16 protein-coding genes are annotated in these 18,136 nt (G+C 71.9%); 7 read left to right on the top strand and 9 right to left on the bottom strand.

From position 1 onward, the window contains the following. Positions 1–44 precede the first annotated feature (44 nt). The 5 genes from M8C11_RS01575 to M8C11_RS01555 all read right to left on the bottom strand — a co-directional run bounded on the left by M8C11_RS01575 (position 45) and on the right by M8C11_RS01555 (position 6,117). Positions 45–866: a creatininase family protein gene (locus tag M8C11_RS01575; RefSeq protein ID WP_252447938.1), complete on the bottom strand. Its 822-nt coding sequence runs from the start codon at positions 864–866 to the stop codon at positions 45–47. Then, positions 854–2,602 carry an iron ABC transporter permease gene (locus M8C11_RS01570; RefSeq protein WP_121685373.1) on the bottom strand — a complete coding sequence of 583 codons (1,749 nt, stop codon included), beginning with the start codon at positions 2,600–2,602 and terminating at the stop codon, positions 854–856. Before M8C11_RS01570 ends, M8C11_RS01575 begins: the two co-directional genes overlap by 13 nt. After that, the gene (locus tag M8C11_RS01565; protein WP_252447937.1) at positions 2,599–3,672 is read right to left on the bottom strand and encodes an ABC transporter ATP-binding protein; all 1,074 of its coding nucleotides are present in this window, start codon (positions 3,670–3,672) and stop codon (positions 2,599–2,601) included. The genes M8C11_RS01570 and M8C11_RS01565 overlap by 4 nt, the downstream gene beginning before the upstream one ends. A gap of 61 nt (positions 3,673–3,733) precedes the next feature. After that, positions 3,734–4,786: an extracellular solute-binding protein gene (locus tag M8C11_RS01560; RefSeq protein ID WP_121685375.1), complete on the bottom strand. Its 1,053-nt coding sequence runs from the start codon at positions 4,784–4,786 to the stop codon at positions 3,734–3,736. A gap of 248 nt (positions 4,787–5,034) precedes the next feature. After that, positions 5,035–6,117 (bottom strand): ROK family transcriptional regulator, encoded by a 1,083-nt coding sequence (locus M8C11_RS01555; RefSeq protein ID WP_252447936.1) that lies wholly within the window; start codon positions 6,115–6,117, stop codon positions 5,035–5,037. A gap of 589 nt (positions 6,118–6,706) precedes the next feature. Here M8C11_RS01555 and M8C11_RS01550 point away from each other — a divergent pair. Then, entirely contained in the window at positions 6,707–9,424 is a 2,718-nt protein-coding gene (locus M8C11_RS01550; protein WP_252447935.1) for a sugar-binding protein, read from the top strand. A gap of 94 nt (positions 9,425–9,518) precedes the next feature. Here the strand turns inward: M8C11_RS01550 and M8C11_RS01545 are convergent, their stop codons facing one another. Then, positions 9,519–10,097: a VanZ family protein gene (locus tag M8C11_RS01545; RefSeq protein WP_252447934.1), complete on the bottom strand. Its 579-nt coding sequence runs from the start codon at positions 10,095–10,097 to the stop codon at positions 9,519–9,521. A 591-nt stretch (positions 10,098–10,688) separates the two neighbouring features. Here M8C11_RS01545 and M8C11_RS01540 point away from each other — a divergent pair. Next, positions 10,689–10,985, top strand: a complete 297-nt coding sequence (locus M8C11_RS01540) for a DUF1540 domain-containing protein (RefSeq protein WP_120569438.1) — start codon at positions 10,689–10,691, stop codon at positions 10,983–10,985. A 152-nt stretch (positions 10,986–11,137) separates the two neighbouring features. Then, positions 11,138–11,920 carry a DUF2470 domain-containing protein gene (locus M8C11_RS01535; RefSeq protein WP_252447933.1) on the top strand — a complete coding sequence of 261 codons (783 nt, stop codon included), beginning with the start codon at positions 11,138–11,140 and terminating at the stop codon, positions 11,918–11,920. Here M8C11_RS01535 and M8C11_RS01530 read toward each other — a convergent pair. The 3 genes from M8C11_RS01530 to M8C11_RS01520 all read right to left on the bottom strand — a co-directional run bounded on the left by M8C11_RS01530 (position 11,917) and on the right by M8C11_RS01520 (position 14,982). Continuing rightward, entirely contained in the window at positions 11,917–13,140 is a 1,224-nt protein-coding gene (locus M8C11_RS01530) for an MFS transporter (protein WP_252447932.1), read from the bottom strand. The genes M8C11_RS01535 and M8C11_RS01530 overlap by 4 nt on opposite strands. Then, positions 13,140–14,555, bottom strand: a complete 1,416-nt coding sequence (locus M8C11_RS01525; protein WP_252447931.1) for an FAD-dependent oxidoreductase — start codon at positions 14,553–14,555, stop codon at positions 13,140–13,142. The genes M8C11_RS01530 and M8C11_RS01525 overlap by 1 nt, the downstream gene beginning before the upstream one ends. A 97-nt stretch (positions 14,556–14,652) precedes the next feature. Further along, on the bottom strand, positions 14,653–14,982 hold the full coding sequence (locus tag M8C11_RS01520) for a metalloregulator ArsR/SmtB family transcription factor (protein WP_091416818.1): 330 nt from the start codon (positions 14,980–14,982) through the stop codon (positions 14,653–14,655). A gap of 322 nt (positions 14,983–15,304) precedes the next feature. Between M8C11_RS01520 and M8C11_RS01515 the strand changes: the two genes are divergently transcribed. The 4 genes from M8C11_RS01515 (at position 15,305) to M8C11_RS01500 (ending at position 18,041) form a co-directional block, all read left to right on the top strand. Further along, a complete protein-coding gene (locus tag M8C11_RS01515; RefSeq protein ID WP_121685380.1) occupies positions 15,305–15,688 on the top strand; it encodes a metalloregulator ArsR/SmtB family transcription factor in 384 nt (127 codons plus the stop codon). A 79-nt stretch (positions 15,689–15,767) separates the two neighbouring features. Further along, positions 15,768–16,493: a helix-turn-helix domain-containing protein gene (locus M8C11_RS01510; RefSeq protein ID WP_252447930.1), complete on the top strand. Its 726-nt coding sequence runs from the start codon at positions 15,768–15,770 to the stop codon at positions 16,491–16,493. After that, on the top strand, positions 16,490–17,575 hold the full coding sequence (arsB, locus tag M8C11_RS01505) for an ACR3 family arsenite efflux transporter (RefSeq protein ID WP_252447929.1): 1,086 nt from the start codon (positions 16,490–16,492) through the stop codon (positions 17,573–17,575). Before M8C11_RS01510 ends, arsB begins: the two co-directional genes overlap by 4 nt. Positions 17,576–17,633: 58 nt before the next feature. Then, positions 17,634–18,041, top strand: a complete 408-nt coding sequence (locus M8C11_RS01500) for an arsenate reductase ArsC (RefSeq protein ID WP_252447928.1) — start codon at positions 17,634–17,636, stop codon at positions 18,039–18,041. Positions 18,042–18,136 lie beyond the last annotated feature (95 nt).

Genomic DNA, 18,136 nt, shown 5'->3' with positions numbered 1-18,136 from the left:
GGCCTCCCGAGGTGGTGCGTTGTCGTGCGGCGTGCCGCGCGTGGTCATCCGGTCGTCTGGTCCGGCCCGTCGGCGCCGGGCGGCCCGGGCAGCGGCGCGGCGAGCCACGCCCCGACCAGCTCGCGCAGGCGTGCGCCGGCGGTGACGCGGATCCGGCCGCCGGCCTCCTCGCCGGCCAGCGAGATGTGGCCCGACCAGCCCTGCCAGGGGTCCGGCCGCGACTCCACCAGCACGTACGGGTACGGGGTGGGCAGCTTCGGCTTCGGCGGCAGGTCCGGCGCCGCGTCCAGGCGCACCGCGGCCGGGTCGAAGGCGAGCACCGCGGAACTCTCGTACGCGCCGCCGTGCCCGCGGGCGGGCAGCTCCCCGAACATCCCGGCCGTCTCGTCCGGGCCGACGAGCTGGAACCAGTTCACCAGCATCATGCTGGCCCGGTGCCGCCCGGACACCCACTCCATCGCGGCGCGGACGGTGGACATGTTGGCGTCGTGCCCGTTGACCACGAGCACCCGGGTGAAGCCCGCCTCGACGATGCCGGCGAGCACGTCGGCGAGGTAGCCGACGGCGATCTCCGGGCGCAGCGCCACGGTGCCCGGCCAGGGCCGGGTCTGGCCGGGGCAGGCGGCGTACGGCGTGGCCGGGAAGAGCACCGCCCGGGCGGACCCGGTGGCAAGTTCCCCGGCGAAGCCCTCGGCCAGGATCAGGTCGGTACCGATCGGCAGGTGCGGACCGTGCCACTCGACGGCGCCGACCGGCAGCACCGCCAGGTCGGCCGCCTCGGTCACGGCGGCGAACGCGTGCCCGGGTACCCGGGTGACCGGGAGCAGCCCTCCCCCGGTCCGCCACCGCTCGATCAGTTCGTCCACTGCTCGGCCCTCCGGGTCGCGGTCCGGCTGCTCTCCAGCCGCCCGGAGAACCACATCACCACGAAGATGAGCAGCACCTGGAGCATGCCGTAGGCGGCCGCGGTGCCCAGCTCGAAGCTGTACATCCGGTTGTTGATGGCCACCGAGATCGGCACCGTCGACGAGGTGTAGATGAGCACCGAGGCGACGAACTCGCCGACGCCGTGCACGAACGCCAGGAGCGCTCCGGCGAGCACGCCGGGCAGCATGAGCCGCACGGTGATCGTGTAGAACGCGCGCAGCCAGGAGGCGCCCAGGTTGCGCGCCGCGTCCTCCAGCGACGGGTCGATCAGCGCCAGCGTCGCGGAGCTGGACCGGAACACGATCGGCAGGAACCGCACGAAGTAGGCCAGCGGCAGGATCCAGAACGTGCCGACCAGCACCTGCCCGAAGCTGAACGCGTTGCCGGTGCTGAACGCCGAGATCAGGTTGATCGCCACGACCGTGCCGGGCAGCGCCCAGGCGATCATCACGGCCACGTCGAGCAGGCCGCGACCGACGAACGTCAGCCGCCGCACCGCGTACGCGATGAGCACGCCGATCACCACGCAGCCCACGACCGCGAGGAGGCTCATCTGCACCGAGTTGAGGATCGGCTGGAACGCCTTGGGGTCGGTGAAGATGGTGACGAAGTTCTCGAACGTGTACGTCGGCGGCAGCACCTCGGTGGTCCAGGACCGGTCCGCGGAGAACGCGACGAGCGCGATCGCGCCGACCGGGGCGAGCAGGACCAGCGTGGCCAGCACCGAGGCGAGCGGGGCGAGCCAGCGGCCGATCGGGTTGGTGATCTCCCGCCGGACCGCCGAGATGCCCTTGGACTGCGACTGGTAGTTGCGCCGCCCCTCGTACCAGCGCATGGCCAGCAGGAAGATGATCGAGACGATGCCGAGCACGGAGGCGTACGCCGAGGCCATCGGCAGGTCGCCGTTGGTGCGGTTGATGTAGATCTGCATGGTCATGGTCTGACTGACGTTGAACAGCAGTGGCGCGGTGTAGGACGCCAGTGACGTCATGAAGACCAGCAGCGACGCCGAGATCAGCGCCGGGGTGAGCATCGGCAGCAGGACGGTGCGCCACACGCGTACCCGGCCCGCGCCGAGGTTGTACGCCGCCTCCTCCACCGAGGGGTCCATCCCGGCCAGCGCCGCGGAGGCGGCCAGGTAGAAGAACGGGTACATGGTGAACGTGTGCACCACCAGCACGCCGGCGATGCCGTCGAAGGCCAGGACCGGCTTGTCGGTGCCGAGCAGCGCCTGAAGGCCGCGCGGCACGATGCCGATGTTGCTGTAGAGCAGCTGGAAGGAGACGGCGCCGATCAGCGGCGGCAGGGCCGCCGGCACGAGGATGAACGCCTCGATGAGCCGCCGGCCGCGGAAATGGAAGCGCTTGAGCAGGAACGCCATCGCCACGCCGACGATGCCGCAGAGCAGCACGCTGGCCGCCGAGATGAACAGCGAGGTGAACAGCGACTCGCGGGCCACGCCGGAGGAGGAGAGGAACTGGAGGTAGTTGTCGCTGCCGTTGGCGCTGACGCTCTCCCGGAACGTTGCGAACATCGGCTGGACGACGAAGCCCCAGAGCACCAGGACCAGCGGCAGCACCAGCAGGTAGGGGAACCATCGGGAGCCGGCTCCGCCGGCCAGGCGCCGGCCGAGGGCCGCCGCCCAGCCGGGGGCGGTCGGGGTCGCAGCGGTCACGGCTTGACCACCCAGAGCCGCTCCGGTGTGAGCCGCAGGCCCACGACGTCGCCGAGCTGGATGCCGGCGGGCGCGTCGACCAGCGCGGCCATCACCTCGGCGCCGTCGACGTCGACCGTGATGTGGGTGGCCATGCCGGTGAACTCGACGTGGCTGATCCGGCCGCGCATGGCCGCCGTGTCGTCGTCGCCGCCGAGCGCGATGTGCTCGGGGCGCGCGGAGACCAGTGCGGTGTCGCCCTCGGCGAGCCCGTGACCGGCGGGAGCGCCCACTTCGATGGTGGCGCCGCCGGGCAGGCGTACCTGGACGCGCTGCTCCGCGGCGCCGGTCACCGGCAGGCTCAGCACGTTGCTGCGTCCGATGAACCGGGCCACGAACGCGTTCGCGGGCTGGTAGTAGACCTCGTGCGGGGAGCCGACCTGCTGGACCCGGCCGGACTCCATGACCGCGATCCGGTCCGACATCGCCATCGCCTCGGCCTGGTCGTGCGTGACGTAGATCGAGGTGGTGCCGCTCTCCCGCTGGATGCGCCGGATCTCGGCGCGGGTCTCCTCGCGCAGCTTCGCGTCGAGGTTCGACAGCGGCTCGTCGAGCAGCATGGTGCGAGGGCGGATCACCAGGGCCCGCGCCAGCGCGACGCGCTGCTGCTGGCCGCCGGAGAGCGCGTCGATGCGCCGGTCGCCGTACCCGGCGAGGTGCACCTGGGCGAGCGCCTCCTCCACCCGGCGGGCCTGGTCGGCGCGGGAGACCCGGCGGACCTTGAGCCCGTACGCGACGTTCTGCGCCACTGTCATGTGCGGGAACAGCGCGTAGTTCTGGAACACCATGCCGGTGTCCCGCTTGTTGGGCGTCCAGTGCGTGACGTCGTCGTCGCCGAAGTGGATGTGACCGGAGGTCGGGAAGTAGAAGCCGGCCACCATGCGCAGCGTCGTCGTCTTGCCACAACCGCTCGGTCCGAGCAGCGTGAAGAACTCGCCCGCTCCGATGGTGACGGTGACGTCATCGACCGCCGCGGAGTCGCTCGACTTGGCGAAGCGCTTACTGACCGCCGTCAGTCGGACATCGATCATTTCGTGGGTCCTTCCAGGACGAAGCCGGGCCGTGCCGGAGCACGGCCCGGATCCGAGCGTCTTAGCCCTTGCCCTTGATCTGGGCGTTCCAGTGGGTGATCCAGGCGGTCTCGTTCTTGCCGATCACGTCCCAGTCGACGTCCATCGGCTTGAGGTCGAGCTTGGTCAGCCACTCGGGCTTCTCGGCGATGTCGACAGCGGGGATCTGGAAGTAGTCCTTGGCCAGGCTGGCCCGCAGCGAGTCGTCGAACAGGAACTCGAGGAACTTCTTCGCGCCCTCGCTGTTGCCGCCCTTGACCGCGGCCACGCCGTCGACGAGCACCGGGGCGCCCGAGGCCGGCATCACGTAGCCGAACGGCATCTTCTCGTTGGCCTGCAGCAGGATGTCCTGGAGGTTCCAGGCGCTGACCACGCCCTGCTCACGCGACATCTTCAGGTAGAGGTCGCTGGGGTTGGCGGCGTACTCGACGGTGTTGGCGTCGAGCTTGCGCAGCCAGTCGTAGCCGGGCTGCGGGTTGGACCCGTCGGCGGTGAAGCGCTGGATCATCGAGGCGTAGATCGAGCGCATGGTGCCGGAGGCGGCCACGTCCCGGATGATGATCTTGTCTTTCCACTTCGGGTCGACCAGGTCGTCCCAGTCCTTCGGCGCGGTCTCCGGGGTCAGCGCCTTGTTGTTGTACATGATGACCTCGGGCAGCAGGATCTCGCCGAACCAGCGGCCCTCGGCGTCCTTGTACCGCGCGTCGATCTTCGAGGCGAACGAGGGCTGCCAGGACTCCAGCAGGCCCTCGGACGCGCCGGCGGCGAGGCCCTGCTGGGTGCCGCCCCACCAGACGGACGCCTGCGGGTTGGCCTTCTCGGCGCGGACCCGCTCGAGCACCTCCTGGGCGCCCATGTTGAGCACCTCGACCTTGCCCTTGTACTCGGGGTTCTTGGTCGTGAACTGCTCGACGACGTAGTCGGTGACCGACTTGTCGCGGGCGCTGTAGATGACGACCTTCTCGGCCGACGCGGAGCCGGAGGAGCCGGCGTCCTTGTCGTCGTCGCTGCTGCCGCACGCGCTGACGGCCAGCAGCGCGCTGAACGCGACGGCCAGGGCCAAACGACGTTTCATTGGTACCTCCACTTTGCGGGGGAACTATCGGAAGCGGGAAAAGACGGTGTGCGATCCCGACCGGAGGCGCCGGCGGGTTCGCCGGTTCCCCGGGACGGGGTCGAGGGTCCGCGGGTGGCGCGCCGGACCGGGGCGCGCCGTATCGCGCCGCGGCCGGTCGTCCGAGGGACGCGGTCGCCGCGAAGGTTGCGGTGACGGTGGGTGGTGTCGGGGTCGGGGGTGTCGGAGTCGTCGGGGTCGGGTGGTGGTCAGGGAAGCGAGGGCCGGGGCACCGCGGCCGAGAGCGCGTAGCTGATCGCTCCGTGCAGCACGGCCTGGTCGCCGAGGGTGGCCCGCCGCACCTCCGTGGGTGCCGGGGTGCGGGCGGAGACGAGGGTCTGGAGCTGGTCGAGCGCCGGGTCGTCGAGTTCCGCGGCGGCGCCGCTGAGCAGCACCAGCCCCGGGTCGACCACGCAGGCGCAGGAGAGGATGAGCCCGGCCCAGGCGCCGAGTACCTCGTCGAGGTAGGCGCGGGCGGGCGCCGACGTCGCGGCGAGCCGGCTCAGCTCCCGTACCGGCGACTCGGGCCGGCGGCCCGGGTTGAGCGCGACGACACGTTCCGCGATGGCGTTGACCGACCACCGGGCCTCGAACTCGCCGACGCCGCTGTAGCGGCGCTCGGCCGCGCCGCCCAGCGGCAAGAAGCCGACCTCGCCCGCGGCCCCGCTGGCGCCGCGGCGGACCTTGCCGTCGAGCACGAGCCCGGCGCCGATGCCGTCGGCGACGTGGATCAGCAGCAGGTTGGCCACGTCCGCGCCGGCGCCGGCGACGCACTCGCCGGCGGCCATGAGGTTGACGTCGTTGTCGACGACCACCGGTACGCCGAGCCGCCGTTGCACCGATTCGCCGATCGGCCACGCCTCGACCAGTCCGACCGACGGCGCGAGGCGTACCGCGCCGTTGCTGGACACGCCGGGCACCGCGATCGCGACGCCGCGCAGCGACGGCAGGTTGTCGCCGACCAGGTCGAGAACGAACTCGCAGACGGTCTCCACCACGTTCGCGCCGAGCCGCGCGACGCGGTGCGCGATGACCGCGCCCTCGCTGTCGGCGATCTCGCAGCTGATCCGGGGCGGCTCCAGCGACACCGCCGCGACCAGCTCGGCGCGGGGGTTGAACTCGAGCATCTCCCGGGGCCGGCCGGTGGTGGGCGCGCCCGGGCCGCGTTCGATGAGGTAGCCCTCGGCGACGAGTTCCCGCACGAGCGCGGTCACAGTGGCCGCCGAGAGGCCGGTCATCTCCGCCAGGTCGACGCGGGACAGCCGCCGGGCCTGCCGGGCGGCCAAGATCACCGAGAGACGCTTGATCTCACGGGACCGCTCACGGCTGACCGGGCTGGTCGGGGCTTTGTCAGACACACTTTCTTCCTAGTGAGAAAAAATTCTGCCGTCAAGTAACGAGATGATCTCGGTCCGCCGACCAGGGAAAATTCTGCGACCGACAAGCCGGTCGGGCTGGGGCCAGCCCGACATGACGCGCAAAACCGAGCCCTACGGTCCACATTGGGGTGCCAAACCCGGACAAAGACTGTCCCCATGCCACAGCCGGCCTCCCGAGGATCGCCCTGAGCAGGCACGATCGTTTATTCGGATAAGGAAGAAAGTCGTCCAGAGCTATTGACGACGCCTCCGCAAGATCCCTAGGTTACGGCCCGAAGGCCTTCCGGTGGACCGACGTCACCACCGTGCGTACCGCTCACCCCGTGACGGTGCGCGAGCACCACCATCCCGTTGTCGAGCACCACGACCCCCGAGGACCCGACGGTCCTCAGTGGACAGCTGTCTGCATCACGGCCCGGCACGAGCCACGTGTCAGCCGGCCCGTGCCGGGCCGACCGTCCCCAGCCGCAGCACTCTCGCTTCGAGACGAAGAGGTATGCCCATGAGATGGCGCACCAGCGCAGCGATCGCCATGTGCGGTCTGCTGTCGTTGGGCCTGGCCACTCCGGCCCAGGCCAACCCCCAGCAAGCACCGAAGCCCCAGGCCAAGAAGTCCGACAAGCCGGTCGACCTGGACATCATGTTCATCGGCGCCCACCCGGACGACGAGGCCGGCCAGCTCGGCATGCTCGGATACTGGAACGAGTATCACGGCATGAAGGCCGGCGTCATCACCACCACCCGCGGCGAGGGCGGTGGCAACGCCACCGGTCTCGAGGAGGGCCCGGAGCTCGGCATCCTGCGGGAGGCCGAGGAGCGCAAGGCCGTCGGCTGGGCCGGCGTCGAGCACATCTACAACCTGGACGCGCTGGACTTCTGGTACACCGCCAGCGCTCCCCTGACCGAGGAGGTCTGGGGCCACCAGGAGACGCTGTCCCGGATCGTGCGGGTCCTGCGGACCACCAAGCCCGAGGTCATCCTCACGATGAACCCCTCGGCGACGCAGGGCAACCACGGCAACCACCAGAAGGCGGCCATGCTGGCCGTGGAGGCCTTCTACGCGGCGGCCGACCCGAAGGCGTTCCCGGAGCAGATCAAGAAGGAAGGGCTCAAGCCCTGGCGGGTCTCCCGCATCTTCCAGACCGGTGGCAGCGGCACCACCGGCACCAACGGCCCCGCCTGCGAGACGACGTTCACGCCGGCCGAGGCCAGCGACGTCATCTTCGGCACCTGGCAGGGGTACGAGTCGGCGCGGCACGACGGCAACCGGTGGAACACGGTCCAGACCTGGGCCCGCCGGGAGTACGTGTCGCAGGGCTGGGGCAACAGCTCCTTCCCGACGACCAACCCGGACGCCATCGGCTGCAACCGGCTGACGCTGATCGACACCCGGACGCCGTACCCGGACCCGAACGTCGGCGCCGGCACCGGCGCGCTGCAGGGCGCCACGCTGCGCGCGCCCGGCGGCCTGCCGCTCGGCACCGAGGTCCACGTGCGTCCGCACAACTGGGAGGCCGTCGGCGGCCAGCCCATCAAGGTGGACACCGTCCTGTACGCCGAGAAGGCCATCCCGGGCGCCAAGGTCACCCTGGACGTCCCGGCCGGCTGGAAGGTCAGCGGTAACGGCAACGTCGGCACGCTCACGCCGGGCAAGGAGGTCGTGAAGACCTTCACCGTCACCCCGCCGGCGCAGGTCGAGGTGGGCACCCGCTTCAAGCTCGAGGCCACGCTTACCAGCAAGAAGGACGGCAGCGGCGTCAGCAGCGCCCGAGTGCAGGGCACCGCTCCGGTGCGCGGCACCCTGGAGCCGCTGGAGGAGATCGCCGACTTCCGCGCCTGGACCGTGCGCAACAAGACCCAGCAGCTCGACGCGCTCATCGAGTCCCTGCTGAACATCCCCAGCGGCGGCACCCGCAGCGTCAAGGTCAACCTGACCAACCACGGCACCCGCGTCGAGTCCGGCACGGTCAAGCTGAACGTCCCCGCCGGCTTCTCGGTGGCCGAACAGCAGGTGCCGTACAGCAGCCTGCGGCCGGGCGCCAGCACCTCGGTGACGTTCACCGTGACCAACACCGACACGTCGCTGCCGACGGCCAACCGGGCCCCGGACAACGGCGCCTACCGGGTGCAGATCGAGACCAGCTACACCGGTGGCAGCGCGAGCGAGCCGGGTGCGTTCAACCTGGTGCCGACCACCACGATCCCGAAGGCCGCCACCGCGCCGACTGTGGACGGTCACGGTCACGACCACGAGTACACCGGCGAGGTCATCGACATCTCCACCCGCTGGGAGGGCACCGCCGCCCCGGCGTCGGACATCTCCGGCACCGCCCAGCTCACCCACACCGACGACGCCCTGTACGCCATCTTCAACATCACCGACGACGTGCTCGGCACCGTCCTGCCGCCGGAGGACTGCAAGCGTCCGCGGCGTAACGACAACATCGAGTTCGGCATCGACCCGCGCGGCAACTCGGCGAACACCTCCACCGTGTTCAACATGGCGCTCTTCCCGGCCACGAACGACCCGGCCAACGGGAACCCGCCGTGCTTCGCCCGGGAGCGGGACAACCACCAGGGCGGCCCGGAGACCGCGCCGGGTGTGGAGATCGCCTCCGTGGTGACCAGCAACCCGTACACGGGTTACCGGATCGAGGTCAAGATTCCGTTCAGCGTGCTGCCGGACACCATCGACCCGAGCCGGATGGGCCTGAACATCCTGGTCAACGACTCGGACACGCAGGACCTCAGCTCGCAGACCCGGGTCGGCTGGTCGACCTGGAGCGGCGTGCGGGCCGACCCGTGGCGCTGGGGCAACGCGCTCCTGCCGGACCTGCCGGCGAAGCCGTCGGCGCCGAAGGCTCCGATCATGCCCGACACCGCGGCGCTGAGCGTGGACTCGCCGCAGACCCTGCTCCAGTCCGTCTCGGACGGGGTCGCACCGGGTGGTTACGCCAAGCTGGCGGACAACACCGTGAAGATCAAGAAGGTCACCCGCAGCGCGAGCAAGGTGTCCGTGCAGCTGCAGGTGAAGAAGGCCGGCACCGCCCGGGCCTTCCTCTGGGACGGCACCCGGGTCGTGGCGGACGCCAAGGCCGAGCTGCGCAAGGACGGCACGCTCGTCCTGCCGCTGAGCGGGTCGCTTCCGGCCGGCACCTCGCTGCTCGTCTCGTACGAGCACGGCGGCGCCACCACCGCTCTGTCGAAGAAGATCTGCTGAGCGGACACTGATCGCGTCGATCTGACGCACGCGATGGGCCGGGCCGGCAGGCCCGGCCCATCGTGCCGTCCGCGTGACCCGCGCCGCACCCCGCTCAGCGGACCGGCGCCGGACCGGTGGCGGCCGGTGACACCTCGGCCGGCTCGCGCCACCAGCGGCGCGACGCCAGCGCGGCCAGCCCGGCGCCGGCGGTGTTGAGCAGGACGTCGTCGACGGAGGACACCCGGTCCAGCCGCAGGACGTACTGGGCCACCTCGACCACGGCCGAGCAGCCGGCCGCCAGCGCCAGGATCCGCGGCACCGACGCCAGCGTCGCGAACCGCAGCGGGGCGAGGAACCCGAGCGCCGCGAACACCAGCAGGTTGCCGACGATCTGGACCGTCACGGTCAGCGGCCCGCCCGTGAGGACGGTGAGCAGGTCCCGCAGCGGCACCAGGCTCACCCGGCCGGGGACCACGCCGGCGCCGTCCCCCGGCAGCATGATCATCCAGACCCACGGCACGGTCCCGTAGACGATGCCCACCTCGGCCAGCGACCTGCGCCACGCCGGCCGCGTGCCGCCGCGCCGGCGGGCCAGGAGCCACACCACGAGCGCGGCCGCCGGCAACGCGGCCACCGTGAGCAGCACGACCCCGTTGATCGTGCCGAACCAGCCGTGCCATCCCTCGATCACGCCGCCTCCGCCCGGATCCGCCGGGCCCGCACCGGGCCCGCCGTCGGTCAGGGTGCCACGGCCGCGTCGAGCGGTGGCCCCGGCCCGGACGCCATCGGGTACGTGGCGACCGCGCCAACCACCTCCGGATTCGCATTCGGCCGCCGGCCGGTTGTCAATCCCCCGTCGAATCGCTGATTTCCCGGCCGGCATTTCGGCGTGGGCCGCAATGGTGCCGGCCGTTTCGGGACACACGGTCGTCACGCGCTCACCCATTCCACCGCGACCGCCGGGCATCCGGCCGGTGGGCAGCGAGCATAACCGCAGATGAGCCGCGGCCCGGCCGGTGGAAATCACGCATCCGCTTTCACGCCCGCAGCGGGTAAAGAAAGACTCACCTAACCAAGGCAAGCCTTATCTTCGTCGTTCGGGATTCCGCGCGGAAACGGCGGCTAACGGCCACCAACCCCGCATTCCGTTGTTAAGGTGAGCATGATCCTCACTGGCGGCCGACGGGTTTGAGGACCGGCCGCCAGGCAAATACCAGATGGCATTCGAGCACCACGAGGGCCGGCCGCTCCCGTCCGCCGGCCCGCATGACTTGGAGGCACCATGAAGACCCTGTTGCAGTCTCCGCCGGTACGTGAATGCGCCGCCACCGCGTGCAGCTTCAACGACAACGGCTGTCACGCTCCCGCGATCACCGTCGCGGCGACCGCCGACGCGGCCTCCTGCGCGACGTTCGTCGAGTCGTCGCTCAGCGGCGGGATGAAGGAGGTCACCGGCGCGGTGGGCGCGTGCGCGCGGGCCGAGTGCGTCTACAACACCAACCTCGCCTGCACCGCCGAGTCGATCACGGTCGGTCCGGGCGCCACGGTCAGCGACTGCCTCACCTACCAGCCCGCCTGACAAACCGGACAGCACGTCCGTACGGGTCACGACGGTCACCGTCGTGACCCGTACCGCGTCTCCGGCACCCGACCCGCCGTTGCACAGGTAAGCCTTACCTACTAACGTCTGACCTGGGCCGACTTCACCCCTTCCCGGCCGAGGAGACAGACATGGCGTTGCACCCCGCGGGGCGTCCGGCCCCGGCGGCCGGTGTCGTCCCGGTCGCCGCCGGGCCGTCGGCGGGCGGTACGGGCACCTCCACGCCCCGCGACGCCGTCGCCGCCCGGTGCGTACTGACCGCTGCCTCCTCACTGCGGCTCACGCTCGGCGACACCACCGCCGACCTCCTCGCCGCCCACGCCGTCCTCCCCGACGGCACGGTCGTCCTCGCGGTCGACGCGATGAGCCGCACCGGCGGCCTGCTGGTCGCCGCGCGGGGCCACAGCGGCGCGGTACGCCTCGACGTGACCCACCTCGCCCCGCTCGCCGTGCGCTCCCGGGTGCGCGCCCGGCTGCGGATCCTCGGCACCGCCCGCCGGTTCGACCCGGCCGCCCTCGACTCCTGCGATCCGGCCACCGTGATGTCGCTGCTCGACCTGCCCCCGGTGGCGCTGTGGGCGATCGCGCCGGACGAGGTCGTCCTCGACCGGACCGCCGATCCCGTCTCGGTGGACCTCGGCGCGTACCGCGCGGCCCGGCCGGATCCGATCGCCGTCGACGAGGCCGCCCACCTCGCGCACCTGACGCGCTGCCACCGCGACGTCCTCGACCGGCTCGGCACGCTCGTCGACCCCGCCGCTTCGACGCGCGTCGTCCCGGTCGCGCTGGACGCCGAGGGCATCGTGCTGCGCGCGGAGCGGCCGGACGGCCACACCGACACCCGGCTGCCCTTCGCCCGCCCGGTCACCGCCGGCGCCGGCCTGGCCGAGGCGCTGCGGACGCTGCTCGCCTAGGGCCTGCCGCTCCCGACGGAGCGCATCGCGGCGGCGGCGAGAAGGCAGGCCGTGGTGACCGCGGCGAGCAGGAGGTGGTAGCCGCCGTACGCCAGAAGCACGGCGGCAAGAAGGGGTGCGGCGGCTTTGGCGGTGGTGACGGGGGCGGTGAGTCGCCCGGCGATGGTGGCGTAGGCGGCGGTTCCGTAGCGGTCGGCGAGGATCGCGGGGGTGGCGAGGCTGGCGACGCCGAAGCCGAGGCCGAATCCTGTGACGGTGACGACGGCGCCCACCGGGCTTCCCGCGGTGAACGGCATGGCGAGGACCGCGGCGGCCTGGACGGCGAAGACCGTGGCGACGACGGCGGTGATCGGGAGGCGGCGACGGGCGCCGGTGAGGACGAGTCGTCCGGCGACCGACAGGACGCCGAGGAGACCGGCGACGGCGGCGGCGAAGGTCGCGGGGTGGCCGCGGCTGGTCAGGTAGCCGACGAGGTGGACGCCGATGGTGCCGGTCGCGGCGCCGTGGGCGACGAGGGCTGCGGCGAGGATCCAGAACCGCCTGTCGCGCATCGCGGCGCGGGCCGCCGCTTGTCGCGGGACGACAGGTGACGCCGCGGGGGTGGCGGGGGCGAGGTGCGGCGGTGTGCGGACGGCGAGGGCGTGCAGGGGGATGGTCACCGTGCCGTGGACGGCGGCAAGAACGAGGAGCGCGCCGCGCCAGCCGAGGTGGGCGGCCAGTACGCCGGTGAGCGGCATGAAGATGGTGCTGGCGAACCCCGCCACGACGGTGATCGCGAGCAGCGCGGCGGGGCGCCGGTCGGGGGCGAACCAGGAGATGACGACGGCGAAAGCGGGTTCGTAGAGGACCATCGCGCCGGTGATGCCGATGCCGACCATGACGACGTAGAGCTGCCCGACCGTTCGGACCTGGGACCAGGCGATCAGGAGGGCGGTGGCGGCGATCGAGCCGGCGGTCATGAGGGCTCGTCCGCCGTGCCGGTCGAGCCACCTGCCGACGGGTATGGCCATCAGCGCGCCGGCGAGGACGCTGGCGGTGAGCGCGCCGGTGACGGCGGTGGTGGAGGCGCCGAGGCCGGCGGCCATGGGGCCGAGGAGGACCGCGTAGGCGTAGTAGAGGGTGCCGTACCCGATGGTGCTGGTGACGGCGAGGGCGGCGACGACGCGCCACCCGTGACGCCCGCCGGCCGTGAGGCCGGCGGGCGCCGTCGTGGTGGTCATCAGCTGGTGCAGCAGCCGCCGGTCTGGCCGCCGGCCGGGGTGTCGAGACTGACCAGGCTGAGCGGCGCGGAGAGCAGGCCCCCGGAGATTCCGGTCGCCAGCCCCTGCGCGGCCGGCTGGGCGGCCGGGTCGGGGCCGCAGCAGCCGTCGGTGCCGGTGGAGTCGGCGGGGCTGCTGTTGCAGACGCCGGTTTCGGGCAGGTCGAGCTGGACGTCGCGGGCGGCGTCCCAGTCGCCGGCGAGAGCGGCGACGACGGAGCGGACCTGCTCGTAGCCGGTGGCCATGAGGAACGTCGGCGCGCGGCCGTAGCTCTTCATGCCGACGGCGTAGTAGCCGACCTCCGGATGTGCGAGTTCGGCGGCGCCGTGCGGGGGAACGGTGCCGCAGGAGTGCTCGTTCGGGTCGATCAGCGGGGCGAGGGCGCGGGTGGCGCCCATGACCGGGTCGAGGTCCAGGCGCAGCTCGGCCGCGATCGAGTGGTCGGGGCGGAATCCGGTGGCGGCGACGATGCGGTCCACGGTGACGGACTCGTCGGTGCCGTCGGCGTGACGCACGACCACGGCGACCCGGCCCTCGGCCGGGGTGAGGGCGTGCACGGAGAAGCCGGTGAGCAGCCGGATGCGGCCGGCGTCGACGTGGTCGCGCAGCCGGGCGCCGAGCGCGCCGCGGGCGGGCAGGGCGTCGGCGTCTCCGCCGCCGTAGGTGCGGGCCGGGCTGGCCGAGCGGATCGCCCAGATCACCTCGGTGCCGGGCTCGGCGGTGGCCAGCTCGGCCAGTGAGAGCAGGGTGTTCGCGGCGGAGTGGCCGGCGCCGACGACGAGGGTGCGCCGGCCGGCGAAGCGGTGCCGGTCGGCGCCGAGCACGTCGGGCAGTGCGTGTTCGAGGAACGCCGCCGCGTCCTTCTCGCCCCGGGCGGGCAGGCCGGAGGCGCCGAGGACGTTGGGGGTGCCCCAGGTGCCGGAGGCGTCGATGACGGCGCGGGCCAGCAGTTCGTCGCCGTCGGCGAGGCGGATCAGGAACGGCGTCTGTTCCCGGCCGGCGGTGCGCAGCCGGTCCAGGCCGAGCCGGCTGATCGCCTCCACCCGCGCGCCGTAGCGCAGGTGGGGCTTGAGCTGCGGCAGGTCCGCGAGGGGCTGGAGGTAGTCGGTGACCAGCTCGGCGCCGGTGGGCAGGGCGTCCTCGGCCGGGGCGACCCAGCCGGTGTCGTCGAGTAGCCGGCGGGCGGCCGGGTCGACGTTGTACCGCCACGGGGAGAACACCCGCACGTGCCCCCACTGCCGCACCGCCGCGCCGGCGGTGTCGCCCGCCTCCAGGACGAGGAAGGGCAGGTCACGCTCGCGCAGGTGGGCGGCGGCGGCCAGACCCACCGGGCCCGCGCCGATCACCACGACGGGCAACTCGTCCAGGACACTCATCGGGAACTCCTCTGTATTGAGAATTGTCGAATCAAGGAGGTGCGGTGGTGCCGCGCGGACGGCACGGACCGGGATCAGGTGACGGCGCGGCCGGCCGTCAGCAGGCTCCGACCGGATCGGGCGCCGGGCGGCCCATGACGACGTCGGCGGCGGACGGGAAGCATCCGACACAGGCGTCGTTGATGCGGTAGTGGCGTGCGGTGCCGACCGGCTCGACGAGCACGAACCGCACCTCGGTGAGGATCTTCAGGTGCTGGGAGACGGTGGACTGGGCGAGCCCGACGGCGGCGACGATCTCCCCCACGCTCATCGGGCGGGCATGGCGGGCCAGGTACTCCACGAGCTGCACCCGCGTCGGGTCCGCGAGTGCCCGGAACCACGAGGCGTAGGTCTGCGCGGTGCCGCGGTCGAGGAGGTCGCCCACCATCACTCCCTCTATCGTTCATCGCCGATTAACGATCGAAGCGTAGCAGGCGCGGGAACGGTGACCCGCAGGGCGGTGATCCCTTCTCAGCGGGGGGCGGTCAGCGCGTAGGCGGCGGTGCGGGCGCGGTCGTGGAGGCGGTCGATCCGCTGCGCGGTTGTGGACACCCGGGCACAGGAGCCGCAGAACCGGACCCCTGCCAGGACGGACGGCCGGCGACGCGGGAAGCCGAACATGGCGAGCCTCGTTTCCTCGGGGCACCCTGTCTAGATGCCTGTCTAAACAGAGATTTGCACGCTGATTAGATAGATGTCAACCTAGGGGCATGCCGAAGCACCAGGCGCCGATCCCACTCGTCGACCTCGACGCCGACGTGCCGTGCTGCCCCCCGCTGGCGCAGCGCCGGGTCCCGGCCGAGACGGCCGCGGTGCTCGCACCCGCGTTCAAGGCCCTCGGCGATCCGGTACGGCTGCAGCTCATGTCGATGATCGCCTCCGCCGACGGCGGCGAGGCCTGCGTGTGCGACCTGACGCCGGCGTTCGACCTGACCGGGCCGACGATCTCCCACCACCTCAAGACCCTGCGCGAGGCGGGCCTGGTGGACGCCGAGCGGCGGGGCACCTGGGTCTACTACCGGGCGCGGCCACAGATCCTGCGCCAGCTCGCCGGTCTGCTGTCGATCGAGCCGACCGCCGCGACGCAGCGGTAGACCGCCGCGCGGCGCCCTGCGCTTCGATCCGCTCGATGCCGGCTTGACGCTCCCAGATTGCTCAGCAATGATTGAGTCAATGGACATTGAGCCTTCATCCCTCGCCGCCCGTGCGCGGATCCACGCCGCGCTGGGCGATCCGGCCCGCCTGGCCATCGTGGACGCACTCACCCTGGGCGACGCCTCCCCCGGGGAGATCGCCCACGCCCTGGACATGCCGACGAACCTGGTCGCCCACCACGTCAAGGTCCTCACCGACGCCGGCCTCGTCGCCCGGGGCCGGTCGGAGGGCGACCGGCGGCGCACCTACCTGCGACTCCGACCGGCCGCCCTCTCCGCTCTCACGCCGCCGCCGCTGGCGGCTGCGCATCGGGTCGTCTTCGTCTGCACCCACAACTCCGCGCGCTCGCAACTGGCCGCGGCGCTGTGGAAGCGACGCACCAACGGCGACGCCGCGTCCGCCGGCACCAGGCCGGCTCCCCGGGTCCATCCCCGCGCGGTCGCCGTGGCCCACCGCCACGCCCTCGACCTCGACCCGGCCGGCACCGCACACGTCGACGACATCGTCCGGGACGACGACCTGGTCATCGCCGTCTGCGACAACGCCCACGAGGAGCTCACCGGGCCGGTCCGCCCCCGCCTGCACTGGTCGGTGCCGGACCCGGCCCGCGTCGACACCGACGAAGCGTTCGAGGCGGCCTACGCCGACCTCGCCGACCGCGTCGACCGCGTCGCCCCGCACACCGCGGCGACCTCACCCGACGCGCATGCGCCGGCACCGACGGCCCACGGGAGACACCCATGACCACCGCCACCAGAGCCGACCACGCCCCACCGGTGGTGGCCCGCCTGTCGCGCCTCGACCGGTTCCTGCCGGTCTGGATCGGCCTGGCCATGGTCGCCGGCCTGCTGCTCGGCCGGATCGTTCCCGGACTGGACGACGCTCTCGACGCCGTCGAGGTCGGTGGCATCTCCCTGCCCATCGCTCTCGGCCTGCTGATCATGATGTATCCGGTACTGGCCAAGGTCCGCTACGACCGCCTCGACACCGTCACCGGTGACCGGCGTCTCCTGGTCTCGTCACTGATCCTCAACTGGATCGTCGGTCCCGCCGTCATGTTCGCCTTGGCCTGGGTGTTCCTGGCCGACCAGCCGGAGTACCGCACCGGTCTGATCATCGTCGGTCTGGCCCGCTGCATCGCGATGGTCATCATCTGGAACGACCTGGCCTGCGGCGACCGGGAGGCAGCGGCGGTCCTCGTCGCCGTCAACTCGGTGTTCCAGGTCCTCGCCTTCGGCCTGCTCGGCTGGTTCTACCTGTCGGTACTGCCCGGCTGGCTGGGTCTGGACGGCGCCGCGCTGGAGGTCTCCGGCTGGGACATCGCCGGCAACGTGCTCGTCTTCCTCGGCATCCCACTGCTCGCCGGCTACCTCTCCCGCCGCCTCGGCGAACGCGCCAAGGGCCGCGACTGGTACGAGCAGCGATTCCTGCCCAGGATCGGGCCCGTCGCCCTGTACGGACTGCTGTTCACCATCGTCGTCCTGTTCGCTCTGCAGGGCGAGGCCATCACCGGCCGACCGGTCGACGTGGCCCGCATCGCCCTGCCGCTGCTGGCCTACTTCGCCCTCATGTGGGCCGGCTCCTACCTGCTCGGCCGGGCCGTCGGCCTGAACTACGAACGCACCACCACCCTGGCGTTCACCGCGGCGGGCAACAACTTCGAACTGGCCATCGCGGTCGCGATCGGCACCTTCGGGATCGCCTCCGGCCAGGCCCTGGCCGGCGTCGTCGGCCCGCTGATCGAGGTCCCGGTCCTCGTCGGCCTGGTCTACGTGTCGCTGTGGGCCCGCTCCCGCCTGTTCCCCGCCCCGGGAACCCGGCCATGAGACGCCTCGACTGCGCCGCGGCACGCCGCGCGGCGACCACCGGAATCAGGGAGACCCGATGAGCGACAAGCCCAGCGTCCTGTTCGTCTGCGTGCACAACGCGGGCCGTTCCCAGATGGCCGCCGGGTGGCTGCGCCACCTCGCCGGCGACACCGTCGAGGTCCGCTCCGCCGGCAGCGCACCCGCCGGCGAGGTCAACCCTGCCGCCGTCGAGGCCATGCGGGAGGCCGGCATCGACATCACCGACCAGACCCCCAAGCTCCTGCGGTACGAGACGGCGGAGTCCTCGGACGTCATCGTCACCATGGGCTGCGGTGACGCCTGCCCCGTCTTCCCGGGCAAGCGGTACGAGGACTGGAAGCTCGAAGACCCCGCAGGCAAGGGTCTCGACGCGGTACGCCCCATCCGGGACGAGATCCGCACCCGGGTGGAACGGCTGCTCGCCGAGCTGCACCGCAGCGCCTGACATCCGCCCCGACTGTTCCGCGGCCGGACGGCGGTCGGCAGCTCCCGGCGTGCAACTGACGGTGATCCGCTCCTGGTTGCACGGGCAGGCGGCCG

The sequence above is a fragment of the Micromonospora sp. CPM1 genome, assembly GCF_023896895.1.
Taxonomy (GTDB): domain Bacteria; phylum Actinomycetota; class Actinomycetes; order Mycobacteriales; family Micromonosporaceae; genus Micromonospora; species Micromonospora tulbaghiae.
Note: the sequence above shows the minus strand (reverse complement) of the source record. Positions and strands in the feature narration are given on the sequence as shown.